This is a genomic window from Mycobacterium sp. ABE4_509 (assembly GCF_056160785.1).
Genome location: NZ_JBSWXU010000136.1, coordinates 1 through 14,031, shown reverse-complemented (window position 1 = coordinate 14,031; position 14,031 = coordinate 1). Strand labels below are relative to the sequence as shown.

The window sequence follows — 14,031 nt, the reverse complement described above, 5'->3', positions numbered from 1 at the left end:
ATCCCGATACCGACCCCGACGACTCGGCCGCCAGCGCCAACCGATTCAGCAATGCGGGTGTCATCGCGATGTTCTCGGTCAGATTGAGGCCTGGCGTCCCGCCGACCACGCCGATCGCGGTCACGCTGGCCAACCGGGTCATCGCCTGTTCGGCGGCGGCCCGTGGTGTGGGCGTCCGGCGTGGGCTGCGGCGCCGGGAGGCGCAGGCTCGCTGCCCCGAGGTGCACATCGTCACCGCTGATCCGGCCCGCGACGCCCGGCACTTCGAGGTGGTGACGGCCGCGGTGGATGACCTGGTGCCGCGGGCCGAGGTGCTGCGGCCCGGCCTGTTGGCCCTGTCGGTTCGCGGTGCGGCCCGCTACTTCGGGTCCGAGCAGACCGCCGCCGAGAAGCTGGTCGACGCCGTGGCCGCCGGGGGTGTCGAATGTCAGATCGGCATCGCCGATCAGTTGCCGACGGCGGTCTTTGCGGCCCGGTCCGGGCGGATCGTCGAACCGGGCGCGGATGCACAGTTCTTGTCCGGGCTGTCCATCCGCCAGCTGGCCGCCGAACCGAGCCTGGCTCCCGATGGGCGGGAGGGCTTGACGGACCTGCTGTGGCGCATGGGTATCCGTACGGTCGGACAGTTCGCCGAGTTGCCCCGTGGCGACGTGGCCTCCCGGTTCGGCGCCGACGCGGTCACCGCGCACCGCATCGCCTGCGGCGAACCCGGCCGGCCCCCGTCGGGTCGGGAAGCCGGCGAGGAACTCGACGCGGTGATGAACTGTGACCCGCCGATCGACCGGGTGGATGCGGCGGCGTTCGCGGGTCGTTCCCTGGCCGGCGCGCTGCACCGCAGCCTGGTGGCGGCCGGGGTGGGGTGCACCCGGCTGGCCATCCACGCCGAAACCACCAACGGTCAAGAGCTGGAACGGGTCTGGCGATGTGCTGAGCCGCTGACCGAGGATGCCACCGCCGACCGGGTGCGCTGGCAACTGGACGGCTGGCTCAACCGGCGTCAACAGCAGGATCGGCCGGGAGCTCCGATCAGTGTGCTGCGGCTGCGGCCGGTCGAGGTGGTGTCGGCAGAGGCCCTGCAGCTGCCGCTGTGGGGTGGGATAGGGGAGGAGGACCGGCTGCGTGCACGGCGGGCCCTGGTTCGGGTGCAGGGGCTGCTGGGGCCCGACTCCGTCAAGATCCCCGTCCTGAGCGGCGGTCGCGGCCCGGGTGAACGCATCACTCTCACCACGTTGGGAGATGAGATCGTGGCCCGGGCGGACCCGGAGCAGCCGTGGCCCGGGCGGCTGCCCGAGCCGTCACCGACGGTCCTGCTCGACGATCCGGTCGACGTGCTCGACGCCGAGGGCAACCCGGTGCGGGTCACCGCGCGTGGCCTGTTCACCGCTGACCCGTTCCGGTTGGAGGCGCCTGGGCGGATCGGCAGGTTGTCGTGGTGGGCAGGTCCCTGGCCGGTCGATGAGCGGTGGTGGGACGCCTCGGCGGATGCGCGCAAGGGCCGGGCGGCGCGGGCACAGGTGCTGTTCGACGGCAGTGGGGGTCGGGGCGCGGCCGGCCCGCAGGATCAGGCCCTGTTGCTGTGTTATCGACAGCGGCGGTGGTACATCGAGGGAGTCTATGAATGACCGGGATGGTCCAGTTGTCTGGCGAACGCGCCGACCCGGGCGATGAAACGGTCGAAGAACGCCGCGGGGTCCACGTCTATCCCGATGAGCGCGTTGGGTTCCCGGCCCCAGCGGCCGCTCCAGTCGGCGATCGTCATTCCCCGGGTCAAGGTGCCGGTCAGCTCGACGTCCACCGCTACCGGCCGGCAGGTCACCAGGCCGGGGTCCAGCGCGGCGGCGGCGGCCAGGGGGTCGTGCAGGTGTGCCAGGTAGCCCTCACCTTGGTCATGGTGGAATTCGAAATAGAACCGCATCGCGTCCTCGAGCACCCTGATCAACGGGTTCGACGCCGACGACGGGGTGCCGCGGGCGTCGGTCTCCGACATCACCGATCCCGATACCGACCCCGACGACTCGGCCGCCAGCGCCAACCGATTCAGCAATGCGGGTGTCATCGCGATGTTCTCGGTCAGATTGAGGCCCAACACGATCGGCAGGTGTTCGGCTTCACGCCAGGCCGCGTACACCTCATGGGTCGACTCCGGGTCGACGCTGGTGTTCCATTCGGCCACCGGGGTGGTGTTGCCGCGATAGTCGAACGCCCCACCCATGATCACCAGCTGCCGGAGCAACCGGGGCAGGGCCGGCTCGGCACGCACCGCCAAGGCCAGATTGGTCAGTGGGCCGGTGGCGACACCGATCAACTCGCCGGGATGCGAGCGCGCGGCACGCACCCAGGCCTGTGCGGCGTCATAGCCGGTGAGCTCGGAAGTCGGTGCGGGCAGCCGGGCGTAGCCGAGGCCCTGGGGCCCGTGGGTGTCCTCGGCGGTGCGCAGCGGTGCGGACAGCGGCTGCTCCGAGCCGCACGACACCGGCACCCCGGTGATCCCGCACAGCTCCATCAGCGCCACGTTGTTCCGGCACACCTGATGCACCCCGACGTTGCCCGCGGTGGAGGCGATTCCGACGAGCTCGGCGTCCGGGCTGCCGAACAGGTACGCCAGCGCCATCGCGTCATCGACGCCGGTGTCGACGTCGACGAAGACAGGCTGGCGCATCGGGTTGAGACTACGGGACGGCAGGCGCAGATAAGGTCGCGTGCATGCCGATCGATCCGGGCGCCATCGGGCTGACCACCCCACCGAAGTCGTTCGAGTGGACCGACCGCGACACCCTGCTCTACGCGCTGGGTGTCGGAGCCGGTACCGCCGACCTGGCGTTCACCACCGAGAACAGTCACGACGTCAGCCAGCAGGTGCTCCCCACCTACGCGGTCATCGCATGTTCGCCCTTCGCGGCGGCCACCAGAATCGGCAGTTTCGACTTCAGCCGGTTGCTGCACGGGTCGCAGGCCATCCGGTTGTTCGCCCCGCTGCAGCCGTCGGGGCGGCTCAGCGTCGTCAGCGAAGTCGCCGACATCCAGGACAAGGGGCCGGGCAAGAACGCGGTCGTGGTGGTCAGGGCCACCGGCTCCGATCCCGACACCGGTCAACCGGTCGCCGAGTCGTCGATGACGCTGGTGATCCGCGGTGAGGGCGGTTTCGGCGGCCGGCCGGGGCAGCGTCCGCCCGCCCCGGAGTTCCCCGATCGCGAACCCGATGCCCGGGTGTCGCTGCCCACCCGCGACGACCAGGCGCTGATCTACCGGCTCTCCGGTGATCGCAACCCCCTGCACAGCGATCCGTGGTTCGCGCAGCTGGCCGGATTCCCCACCCCGATCCTGCACGGGCTGTGCAGCTACGGGGTGTCCGGGCGGGCACTGGTCGCCGAACTGTGTGGGGGCGACGCGACGGGTATCACCGCTGTCTCGGCGCGGTTCAGCTCGCCGGTCTTCCCGGGCGAGACGCTGACCACCTCGATCTGGCGGCAGCGCCCGGGCGCGGCCGTGTTCCGCACCGAGGCGGCGCAGCCGGACGGATCGAACAACCGCCTGGTGCTCGACGACGGAATCGCCGAGTTCACAACGCACTAGAGTCGAGCCAGGCTCCGTCCAGATCGTCCTCACCGCCGGGCGATGTGGTGTCTTTTTCGGGCTGGTAGCGTTCGCCGCGGGCGGGTGCTTGCTTTGGTTCTTGAACGCGCATGGCTGGGGTGGGTGGATGTTTGACACGGTGCGGCGTACCGCCGCCTCCCTCACGCCTGTGTTGTGGGAGTCCGACCAGTACTACTGGTTCACCGCTGTGCTCGCCGCGCGCGGAATGCAGACCGCGGCGTCCCGGGTGGTCGCAGCCTCCATCCTGGCCTTCAGCTTGATCCCGTTGGCGATGACGGCCAGCGCGCTGGGCCCGCAGAGCACCACCACCCGGGTGGTGGCCGGCCTGGTGGTGGTGTGCGGCCTCGCGATGGTGCTGTTGTGGTTGCGGCACCGATGGCCGAGCAGGACGCAGTCGCTGCTGTGCGTCGTTCTCGGATCGCTCGGCATCGGGTTGTCGGTGCTCATCCTGCCCAGCCCGATCATCGGGTTCCTCGGCAGCGCCACCTTCGTCGTACTCAGCTCCTACGTCGTGTGTTTCCATTCGCTGCGCTTGCTGATGGTGACGTGGTCCATCGCGGCCGTCGTGCTCGCGGTCCTGTTCGTGCGGCTGGCCTCCACCGATCTCGCGCTCGCGCTGTGTGCGGTCGGGGTGGTCGTGCTGCTCAACTGCTTCGTCGCGTTCGCCTGCCGGGCCGCGATCAAGCTGATCCAGCCAGACGCGCCGCACGGCGACATCGAGCAGGTCACCGGGTTGCTGCACCGCGATGCGTTCTACCGGGGTGTGGCCACCCTGCTCGCGTCCCGGAGCCGCAGTGACGACCAGTACCTGGTCGTGGTCGCGGTGAACATCGACAGCTTCTCGCTGCTGCTGGGCCTGTCCGGGGAGCGTGGCGGTACCCGCGCGCGGGTGACGGTGGGGCAGGTGCTGCGCGAGACGGTTCGGCACAACGCGATCGTCGCCCATGTCTCCGATCATGGTTTCCTGATCGCCGACAGCTTCACCACCCCGGATGCCTCCCCGCTGGTGGAGCGGATCCGGGGTGCGATCGCCGTGACGCCGCAGAAGCTGACCGCCAGCATCGGAGTGGTGTGCACGCCGTTGCCGCCGCTGGCCGCCGAACCGCCCGATGAGGTCGTCGACAAGCTGATCGCGGTCGCCACCACGGCGATCGAACAGGCTCGGATGGCCGGGGGCAATCAGGTCCGCTACGTGCTGCGGCCGAACCTCGGTGACGACGGAGGTACCGACGGGGACTTCGGCGGGGGCCCAGACGGAGATGCCGGCGAGGGCCGGCCGGACAGCGACAGGACCGACTGACCCACTCCACTTCCTATCGAACATTTGTTCGATAGACTGGGATGGTGGGATGGCACAACGGCCCGCCGAGCTGGACCGAGATGGAGCGGGTGCTGACCGGCAGGCCGCGCCGGACCGGGTGGTCGCATGACGAGCACGGGGGCGACGGGGGAGACAGCCCGGCCTGGTCACGCAAGCGGGGGAAGTACCGGCCTCCCCACCCGTCCCAGCAGCCCCGGTCCTCCGGTGCGGTGCCCTACGCCGAGTTGCACGCCCACTCGGCCTACAGCTTTCTCGACGGCGCCAGCACGCCGGAAGAACTCGTGGAGGAGGCGGCCCGGCTGGAGCTGGGTGCCATCGCGCTGACCGACCACGACGGGCTCTACGGGGTGGTGCGGTTCGCCGAGGCGGCCAAAGAACTCGATGTGGCCACGGTCTTCGGCGCGGAGTTGTCGCTGTGCGGTGGCAGCCGCACCGACGAACCCGACCCGGCCGGCCCGCACCTGCTGGTGCTCGCACGCGGTCCGGAAGGCTACCGGCGGCTGTCCCGACAGCTGGCGCAGGCACACCTTGCCGGCGGCGAGAAAGGGGTGCTGCGCTACGACTTCGACACGCTGACCGAGGCGGCGGGCGGGCACTGGCACATCCTGACCGGCTGTCGCAAAGGCCATGTCCGCCGAGCCCTGTCCTCGGGTGGCCCGGAGGCGGCCGCGGCGGCGCTGGCCGACCTGGTTGACCGGTTCGGCGGTGACCGGGTCAGCGTCGAGCTCACCCACCACGGTGACCCGCTCGACGACGAACGCAACGCCGTCCTGGCCGCGCTGGCGCCCCGGTTCGGTCTCGGCGTCGTCGCCACCACCGCCGCACACTTCGCCGCGCCGCACCGGGCGCGGCTCGCCATGGCGATGGGGGCGATCCGGGCCCGCAACTCGATCGACGAAGCGGCGGGCTACCTGGCCCCGCTCGGTGGGTCACATCTGCGATCCGGTGCCGAGATGGCGCGGATCTTCGCCCATGCCCCGGAGGTGGTGGCGGCCGCTGCCGAGCTCGGTGAGCAGTGCGCCTTCGGGCTGGCTCTGATCGCGCCGAAACTGCCGCCCTTCGAGGTGCCCGTCGGTCACACCGAGATCAGCTGGCTGCGGCACCTGGTGGCCGAAGGCGCGCGGGAACGGTACGGCCCGCCCGAACGTGCGCCACGCGCCTACGCTCAGATCGAGCATGAGCTGGCGGTCATCGAGCAGCTGGGGTTCCCGGGTTATTTCCTGGTGGTGCACGACATCACCCGGTTCTGCCGGGTCAACGACATCCTTGCCCAGGGGCGGGGCTCGGCGGCCAACTCGGCGGTCTGCTACGCGTTGAAGGTCACCAACGTCGACCCGGTCGCCAACGAGTTGCTGTTCGAACGGTTCCTGTCCCCGGCCCGCGACGGGCCGCCCGACATCGACATCGACATCGAATCCGACCTGCGGGAGAACGCGATCCAGTACGTCTACCAGCGCTACGGCCGCGAATACGCCGCGCAGGTGGCCAATGTGATCACCTATCGCGGCCGAAGTGCGGTGCGGGACATGGCCCGTGCGCTGGGCTTCTCCCAGGGGCAGCAGGACGCCTGGAGCAAGCAGATCAGCCGGTGGAACGGACTGGCCGACTCCCCGGAGGTGGAGGGCATCCCGGCTCAGGTGGTCGATCTGGCCATGCAGATCGGCGATCTGCCCCGGCATATGGGCATCCATTCCGGGGGCATGGTGATCTGCGACCGTCCGATCGCCGACGTGTGCCCGGTCGAGTGGGCCCGGATGGAGAACCGCAGTGTGCTGCAGTGGGACAAGGACGACTGCGCGGCGATCGGGCTGGTGAAGTTCGACATGCTGGGCCTGGGCATGCTCTCGGCGTTGCACTACTGCATCGACCTGGTCGCCGAGCACAAGGGCATCCGGGTGGATCTGGCCAAGCTGGACCTGGCCGAGCCGGCGGTGTACGAGATGCTGCAACGCGCGGACTCGGTCGGGGTGTTCCAGGTGGAGTCGCGGGCGCAGATGGCCACCCTTCCCCGGCTGAAACCGCGGATGTTCTACGACCTGGTGGTCGAGGTGGCGCTGATCCGGCCCGGCCCGATCCAGGGCGGGTCGGTGCACCCGTACATCAAGCGGCGCAACGGACAGGAAGCCGTCACCTACGACCACCCGTCGATGGAACCCGCGCTGCGTAAGACGTTGGGGGTGCCGTTGTTCCAGGAACAGCTCATGCAGCTGGCGGTCGACTGCGCCGGTTTCTCCGCGGCCGAAGCCGATCAGCTGCGCCGTGCGATGGGCTCGAAACGCTCGACGGACAAGATGCGCCGGCTGCGCGGCCGGTTCTTCGACGGGATGCGCGACCTGCACGGCATCACCGGTGAGGTGGCCGAACGGATCTACGAGAAGCTGGAGGCCTTCGCGAACTTCGGTTTCCCGGAGAGTCATTCGCTGAGCTTCGCGTCGCTGGTGTTCTACTCGTCGTGGTTCAAGCTGCACCACCCGGCGGCGTTCTGCGCGGCGCTGCTGCGGGCGCAGCCGATGGGGTTCTACTCGCCGCAGTCGCTGGTCGCCGACGCGCGCCGACACGGGGTGGTGGTGCACGGGCCGGACGTCAATGCCAGCCTCGCCCACGCTACCCTGGAGAACGCCGGCACCCAGGTCCGGCTGGGGCTGGGCGGCGTGCGCCACATCGGCGGCGAATTGGCCGAGCAGCTGGTCGGGGAGCGGAAAGCGCACGGGCCCTTTGCTTCCCTGCTGGATCTGACCGGCCGGGTGCAGCTGTCGGTGCCGCAGGCCGAGGCGCTGGCCACCGCGGGTGCGCTGGGCTGTTTCGGTATCACCCGCCGTGAAGGTCTGTGGGCGGCCGGCGCGGCGGCCGCCGAGCGCCCGGACCGGTTGCCGGGGGTGGGGTCGGCGTCGCAGACTCCGTCGCTGCCGGGGATGACCGAGTTGGAGTTGGCCGCCGCCGACGTCTGGGCGACCGGGGTGTCGCCGGACAGTTACCCGACCCAGTTCCTGCGGGAGAACCTCGATGCGATGGGTGTGGTGCCCGCCGACCGGCTGCTCGGAGTCCCCGACGGGACCCGGGTGCTGGTGGCGGGGGCGGTGACGCACCGGCAGCGTCCGGCCACCGCGCAGGGGGTGACGTTCATGAACCTCGAGGACGAGACCGGGATGGTCAACGTGCTGTGCTCGCCCGGGGTGTGGTCACGTCACCGTCGGCTGGCCCAGAGCGCCTCGGCGCTGGTGGTGCGGGGCATCGTGCAGAACGCCACCGGGGCGGTCACGGTGATCGCCGATCGGATGGGCCCGCTGAGCATGCGGGTCGGGTCCAGATCCCGCGACTTCCGCTGACCCCGGTCTGCGCCGAAATGGCATTCCATCAGCGGAAGTGCGAGTGCAGGTCTGCCGGAATGCCATTTCGGCGCCAGGGTGGGAGCCGAATGTAGGCTCGAAAAAATGACGCTGAACCTGTCTGCCGACGAAGTCCTGACCACCACCCGATCGGTGCGCAAGCGCCTGGACTTCGACAGGCCGGTACCGCGCGAGGTCCTGATGGAGTGCCTGGACATCGCGCTGCAGGCGCCCACCGGGTCGAACAACCAGGGCTGGCAGTGGGTCTTCGTCGAAGACCCCGACAAGAAGAAGGCGCTGGCCGAGATCTACCGCACCAACGCCACGCCCTACCTGTCGATGCCCAAACCGCAGACCGGCGACATCCGAGACGAGCAGCGTCCCCGGGTCGAGGACTCGGCCAAGTACCTCAACGAGCACCTCGAGAAGGCCCCGGTCATGCTCATCCCGTGCCTGGAGGGAAAACCGATGGACACCGTGTCGGGTGCCAGTGCCGGGTACTGGGGTTCGCTGCTGCCCGCGGTGTGGAGCTTCATGCTGGCGTTGCGCTCACGCGGGCTGGGCTCGGCGTGGACCACCCTGCACCTGCTCGGCGACGGCGAGCGCCAGGCCGCCGAACTGCTGGGCATCCCGTACGACTCCTACAGCCAGGCCGGGCTTTTCCCCATCGCCTACACCAAGGGCACCGACTTCCGGCTGGCCAAGCGGCTGCCCGCCGAGCAGCTCACCCACTGGGACACCTGGTAGGTCTCACACCGACCCGGCGAAGCCGTGCTGGCGCCATGCCTCGTACACCGCGACCGCGGCGGCGTTGGACAGGTTCAGCGAGCGCCGTCCGGTCAGCATCGGGATCCGCACCTGCGCGGTGAGATGCGGATCGCCGAGGGTGGCCGCGTCGAGCCCGGTCGGCTCCGGCCCGAACATCAGCACATCGCCCGGCCGGTAGGAGACCTCGGCGAACGACGTCGTCGCGTGTGCGGTGAACGCGAACACCCGCGCCGGCATCAGTGCCTGCCAGGCGGCCGCCAGATCCGGGTGCACCGTCACCGACGCCAGGTCGTGGTAGTCCAGGCCGGCCCGGCGCAGCTTGGGTTCGGACAGGTCGAACCCGAGCGGTTCGACCAGATGCAGCTCGCAGCCGCTGCCCGCCACCATGCGGATCGCGTTGCCGGTGTTCGGCGCGATCCGCGGCGAGAAGAACAGAACCCGGAACACCCTGGCAGGGTACGTCGATGTCACCCGGCCGCATCCGTGTCGCGCTGATACGGTGTGAGCTTTGCAGCGGCCGGCAGGAGGACGCGTGGCTCGGATTCGGCGCGGCCCGCGATTCACTGCGCACCTGCAGAGTTCGCTCACCGAGACCGGTCAGAGCCGGGTCGTCGACGATCTGCGGCGCGCGATTCTGTCCGGCGACCAACCTCCGGGCACGGTGATTCCCGTCGACGAGGTCGCCGCGCATCTGGGGGTCAGCCCGATCCCGGTGCGCGAGGCGCTGATGACGCTGGTCGGTGAAGGCCTGGTCGAACGGCAGCCGCACGTCGGATACCGGGTCACCACGCTGACGTTCGAGGAGTTCACCGACCTCTACGCGGTACGCGAGGTGCTGGAGGCCTCCGCGCTGACATCCTCGGTCAAGAACGCCACCACCGCCGACGACGCGGAGATCCGGGCCAGCCACGCCGACCTGGAAGGCGCCATCGCGCGCAGCGACCACCGGTCGTTTCACACCGAATCGCGGCGGCTGCATCTGGCGATGATGTGGCCGTCGAACATGAGCCGGCTGGTGAGCATGTACGAGTCGGCCTGGAACCTGACCGAACCCACCAGTCCGATGTCACATGTCTCCGAACAGGCGCGGCACCGATTCCACGCCGACCACGGGGAGATGATCGCGGCGTTCGTCGACCGGGACACCGATGCGCTGGTGGCGGCCTCGCATCGGCACTACGAGCACCTGCGCGCCGAATTCGATTCGATGCGCGGGGACGCCGACCTGTTTCGGTGCCCGTAACGCCTATATGTGATTGGTAACAACCGGTTGACACGACGGTTGCGGTCCCCGAAACACCCTGTTTCTAGCGTGACTGGCGTTGAGCCCCCTGCGCTAGGAGATCGCATTGACCACCGAAGCAGCGCCGTTGACCGCTGGTACCCACACCGGACCAGCGGGAACGTCGATCATCAAGGAGTCCTACCACCCGCGCCTGACCAACGAGGACCTCGCGCCGCTCGTTGAACAGAAGTGGAACTGGTACAACATCTTCGCTTTCTGGATGGCCGATGTGCACAGCGTCGGCGGCTACGTCACCGCCGGTGCGCTCTTTGCGCTGGGGCTGACCAGCTGGCAGGTGTTCGTCTGCCTGATCGTCGGCATCTGCATCGTCCAGCTGTTCTGCAATCTGGTGGCCAAACCCAGTCAGGTCCAGGGGGTGTCCTACCCGGTCGTGGCGCGGGCATCGTTCGGGGTGATGGGCGCCAACATCGCCGCCATCATCCGCGGCAGCATCGCGATCGCGTGGTACGGCGTGCAGACGTTCCTGGCGGCGGGGGCGCTGACGATCGTCATTCTGAAACTGTTCCCCGGCCTCGAGGTCTATGCCACCGACGACAACAGCTTCCTCGGGTTGTCCTACGTGGGGTATGTGAGCTTCGCGATCCTGTGGGTGGTCCAGGCCGTCGTCTTCTGGTGGGGCATGGAGATGGTGCGCTGGCTCTGCGACATCAGCGGGCCGTTGATCTACGCGATGATGTTCCTGCTGTGCATCTACATGATGGCGCGTGCGGACTGGCAGATCAGCCTGACCCTGTCCGACGAGCAGCTGTCGACCGGGCAGCAGATCGGCGCGATGTTCGGCGCGGTCGCGCTGGTGGTGTCGTACTTCGCCGGCCCGATGCTGAACTTCGGTGACTTCGCCCGCTACTCGAAGTCGTTCAAGCAGCTCAAACTGGGCAACCTGATCGGTCTGCCGATCAACTTCGTGGTCTTCTCGCTGCTGGTCGTGCTCACCGCCTCGGCCACCCTGCCGGTGTTCGGCGAGGTCATGACCAACCCGATCGACACGGTGGAGGCCATCGACAGCTACACCGCGGTGCTGCTGGGCGGCTTCACCTTCGTGCTGGCGACCATCGGCATCAACATCGTGGCCAACTTCGTGGCCCCGGCGTTCGACTTCTCGAATGTGAACCCGCAGAAGATCAGCTGGCGCACCGGCGGCATGATCGCTGCGTGCGGGTCGGTGTTGCTGACCCCGTGGAACTGGTACAACAACGACGAGGCCATCTTCTGGACGCTGGGTCTGCTGGGCGCGTTGATCGGTCCGCTGTTCGGCATCCTGATCGCCGACTACTACCTGATCCGCAAGCAGCACGTCGTCGTCGACGACCTGTTCTCGATGGAGGAGTCGGGAACCTACTGGTACAGCAAGGGTTACAACCCGGTCGCGGTGAAGGCGACGATCATCGCGGGTATCGCCTCGATCGGTTCGGTGGTGGTGCCGAAGGTCACCGGCGTCGTGTCCGACCTCGGGTCCTACAGCTGGTTCATCGGGTGTGGGGTCGGGTTCGCCGCGTACTACCTGCTCGCCTACCGGGCCAACGTGGCCGACGTGGCCGGCAAGGAGCCGGTGCAGGCCGGCTGACACGAGCACCTTCGACGGGACCGCTGCGGGTATCGGCCCGCAGCGGTCCCGGTGCGTTGAGGCGGTTCGAGGGGGCCGGGCGCGAAGGATGGAAACCGGCAGCGGCGGCTGGCATACTCGGTCAATTGCCAGGCCCGGCACGTCAGCTCGCCTGAGCGCCCGCAGCAGGGAGCCCGATGAACGACCCTCGATCCGTCACACGCCCGTCGCGGATGGCGCTGTCCAACTGGCCGGTGCGCTGGAAGGTTCTCGCCATCGCGGCGGTTCCGCTGCTTCTCGCCGGGTTCTTCGGCGGGCTGCGGATCTACTCCAGCGTGACCGACGCCGCCGATCTGCGGCTGGCTGCCCAGCGTGCCGACATGGTCCCGGCGGTGGCCGACTACATGGCCGCGCTCGAAGACGCGATGGTCACCGCCACCGAGGGCGGTGACACCGGGGCGGCGCTGTCGCGATTCGGCTCTGTGCGGTCGGAATTGGAGCAGCGGCTCGACACCACCGACGTCGACGACAGCACCCGGCTGGCCACCAACACACTGCTGGATTTCGGACAGGATCTGCTCGACGACATCACGGCCGGCGCCGTCGACCTGCGGGGCAGGATCAGCGCCTACACGCCGCTGCTGATCACCGCCGAGACCGCCATCACCGGCCTGGTGAGCGCCGACGACGCGAGCGTGCGGGCCGACGGTGACGCGCTGGCTCGGGCGGTGGGGGCGCGCGGCCAGATGGCGTTGCAGCAGATGCTCGTCACCAGCGGGGGCGAGTTGCCCGAACCGGACCTGCGCTCGGCGATGGTGACCATTGCCGGCACCGAACCCTCGGCGGTCTCGGCGATGGGTGCCTACCTCGGCGGCGCCACCGACCGGGCGGCGTCGCTGAGATCGGAGATGGTCAACCGGATGCTGGTGCTGGCCGACCCTGCGTCGGTGCTGCTGAACAACCCGGATCTGCTGGCCTCCCAACAGGTCACGCGCGATATAGCCGGCGACATCATCGCCGACACCACCGAGTCCATCCCGGCGACGGTGACCCGGCAGGCCGACCAGGCCCGCACCGCGGCGATCCGCGACGCCGCCCTGGTCGGTGCCGCGATCGTCGTGGCGCTGCTGCTGGTCACGCTGGTCGCGCGCACCCTGGTGCGGCCGCTGCGCACGTTGCGTGACAGCGCGCTCAAGGTCGCCCACGAGGATCTGCCCCGCGAGGTCGAACGGGTGCGCGCCGAGGGCGAGACGCTGCCGGTGGAACCCGTCGCCGTGCACACCTCCGAGGAGGTGGGTCAGGTCGCTCATGCGGTGGACGAGTTGCATGAGCAGGCGGTGTTGCTCGCCGGTGAGCAGGCCCGGCTCCAGCTCCAGGTCGCCGACATGTTCGAGACGTTGTCGCGGCGCAACCAGACCCTCGTCGATCAGCAGCTGTCCCTGATCGACCGGCTGGAACGCGACGAGGAAGATCCCGACCGGCTCGACACCCTGTTCCGGCTCGACCACCTCGCGGCCCGGCTGCGCCGCAACGGGGCCAACCTGATGGTCCTGGTCGGTGCCCGGATGCGACGCGAGCAGGCCGAACCGGTGTCGATCACCGACCTGGTGCACGCCGCGGCTTCGGAGGTCGAGGACTACCAACGCATCCGGGCCGTGGATCTACCCGACGGTGCGGTCACCGGTGCGGTCGCCGCCGACCTGGTGCACCTGCTGGCCGAGCTGCTCGACAACGCGCTGCGCTACTCGCCGCCCGGCGACACCGTGCAGGTCTCGGCGGTGCACACCAGCAGCGGGGGACTGGTCCTCGAGATCGGCGACACCGGGCTGGGCATGACCGACGCGGACCTGCGGATCGCCAACACGCGCCTGCAGACCGGCGGTGAGGTCAACCCGTACACCGCCCGGCACATGGGTCTGTTCGTGGTCGGCCGGCTGGCCGCCCAGCACGGCGTGGTGGTGCGCCTGCGCAGTGCCGCCGAGGTCGCCGGATCGGGCACCACCGCCGGGGTGTATGTGCCCGCCGAGCAGTTGCTCACTCCCGCCGGGCCACAGCCGCTACGGGTCGAACAGGCACCCGCCGCACCCGCCCCCGTGGTGGTGCCGGCGCCGGAGCCGTCACCGAGCCCCGACAGGCTGCTGCCGCAACGCCGTCCCGGCGCCAGCGGCATGGG

The 14,031-nt window shown here is 69.2% G+C and carries 10 protein-coding genes; 8 read left to right on the top strand and 2 right to left on the bottom strand.

Translation table 11 applies throughout. The features are described 5' to 3' along the window. Positions 1-68: 68 nt before the first annotated feature. Positions 69-1,622, top strand: a complete 1,554-nt coding sequence (locus ACXAID_RS22505) for a DNA polymerase Y family protein (RefSeq protein WP_475024411.1) — start codon at positions 69-71, stop codon at positions 1,620-1,622. Here the strand turns inward: ACXAID_RS22505 and ACXAID_RS22500 are convergent. Continuing rightward, positions 1,613-2,659: a nucleoside hydrolase gene (locus ACXAID_RS22500; protein WP_475024410.1), complete on the bottom strand. Its 1,047-nt coding sequence runs from the start codon at positions 2,657-2,659 to the stop codon at positions 1,613-1,615. The genes ACXAID_RS22505 and ACXAID_RS22500 overlap by 10 nt on opposite strands. A 44-nt stretch (positions 2,660-2,703) precedes the next feature. On the opposite strand from ACXAID_RS22500, the gene ACXAID_RS22495 reads away from it, so the two are divergent. From ACXAID_RS22495 to ACXAID_RS22480, 4 genes are all read left to right on the top strand, one after another. After that, a complete protein-coding gene (locus ACXAID_RS22495; protein WP_475024409.1) occupies positions 2,704-3,573 on the top strand; it encodes a MaoC/PaaZ C-terminal domain-containing protein in 870 nt (289 codons plus the stop codon). A 127-nt stretch (positions 3,574-3,700) separates the two neighbouring features. Then, positions 3,701-4,894: a diguanylate cyclase domain-containing protein gene (locus tag ACXAID_RS22490; RefSeq protein WP_475024408.1), complete on the top strand. Its 1,194-nt coding sequence runs from the start codon at positions 3,701-3,703 to the stop codon at positions 4,892-4,894. Positions 4,895-4,938: 44 nt separating this feature from the next. Then, entirely contained in the window at positions 4,939-8,241 is a 3,303-nt protein-coding gene (locus tag ACXAID_RS22485; RefSeq protein ID WP_475024407.1) for an error-prone DNA polymerase, read from the top strand. 105 nt (positions 8,242-8,346) lie between these two features. Beyond that, positions 8,347-8,988: a nitroreductase family protein gene (locus tag ACXAID_RS22480; RefSeq protein WP_475024406.1), complete on the top strand. Its 642-nt coding sequence runs from the start codon at positions 8,347-8,349 to the stop codon at positions 8,986-8,988. A 3-nt stretch (positions 8,989-8,991) separates the two neighbouring features. On the opposite strand, the gene ACXAID_RS22475 is transcribed toward ACXAID_RS22480, so the two are convergent. Next, a complete protein-coding gene (locus ACXAID_RS22475) occupies positions 8,992-9,456 on the bottom strand; it encodes a tRNA (cytidine(34)-2'-O)-methyltransferase (protein WP_475024405.1) in 465 nt (154 codons plus the stop codon). Positions 9,457-9,541: 85 nt separating this feature from the next. On the opposite strand from ACXAID_RS22475, the gene ACXAID_RS22470 reads away from it, so the two are divergent. From ACXAID_RS22470 to ACXAID_RS22460, 3 genes are all read left to right on the top strand, one after another. Beyond that, positions 9,542-10,252: a GntR family transcriptional regulator gene (locus tag ACXAID_RS22470; protein WP_475024404.1), complete on the top strand. Its 711-nt coding sequence runs from the start codon at positions 9,542-9,544 to the stop codon at positions 10,250-10,252. A gap of 106 nt (positions 10,253-10,358) precedes the next feature. After that, positions 10,359-11,879: an NCS1 family nucleobase:cation symporter-1 gene (locus ACXAID_RS22465; protein WP_475024403.1), complete on the top strand. Its 1,521-nt coding sequence runs from the start codon at positions 10,359-10,361 to the stop codon at positions 11,877-11,879. Positions 11,880-12,055: 176 nt separating this feature from the next. Continuing rightward, on the top strand, positions 12,056-14,031 hold a 1,976-nt coding region (locus ACXAID_RS22460; RefSeq protein WP_475024402.1), incomplete at its 3' end, for a sensor histidine kinase.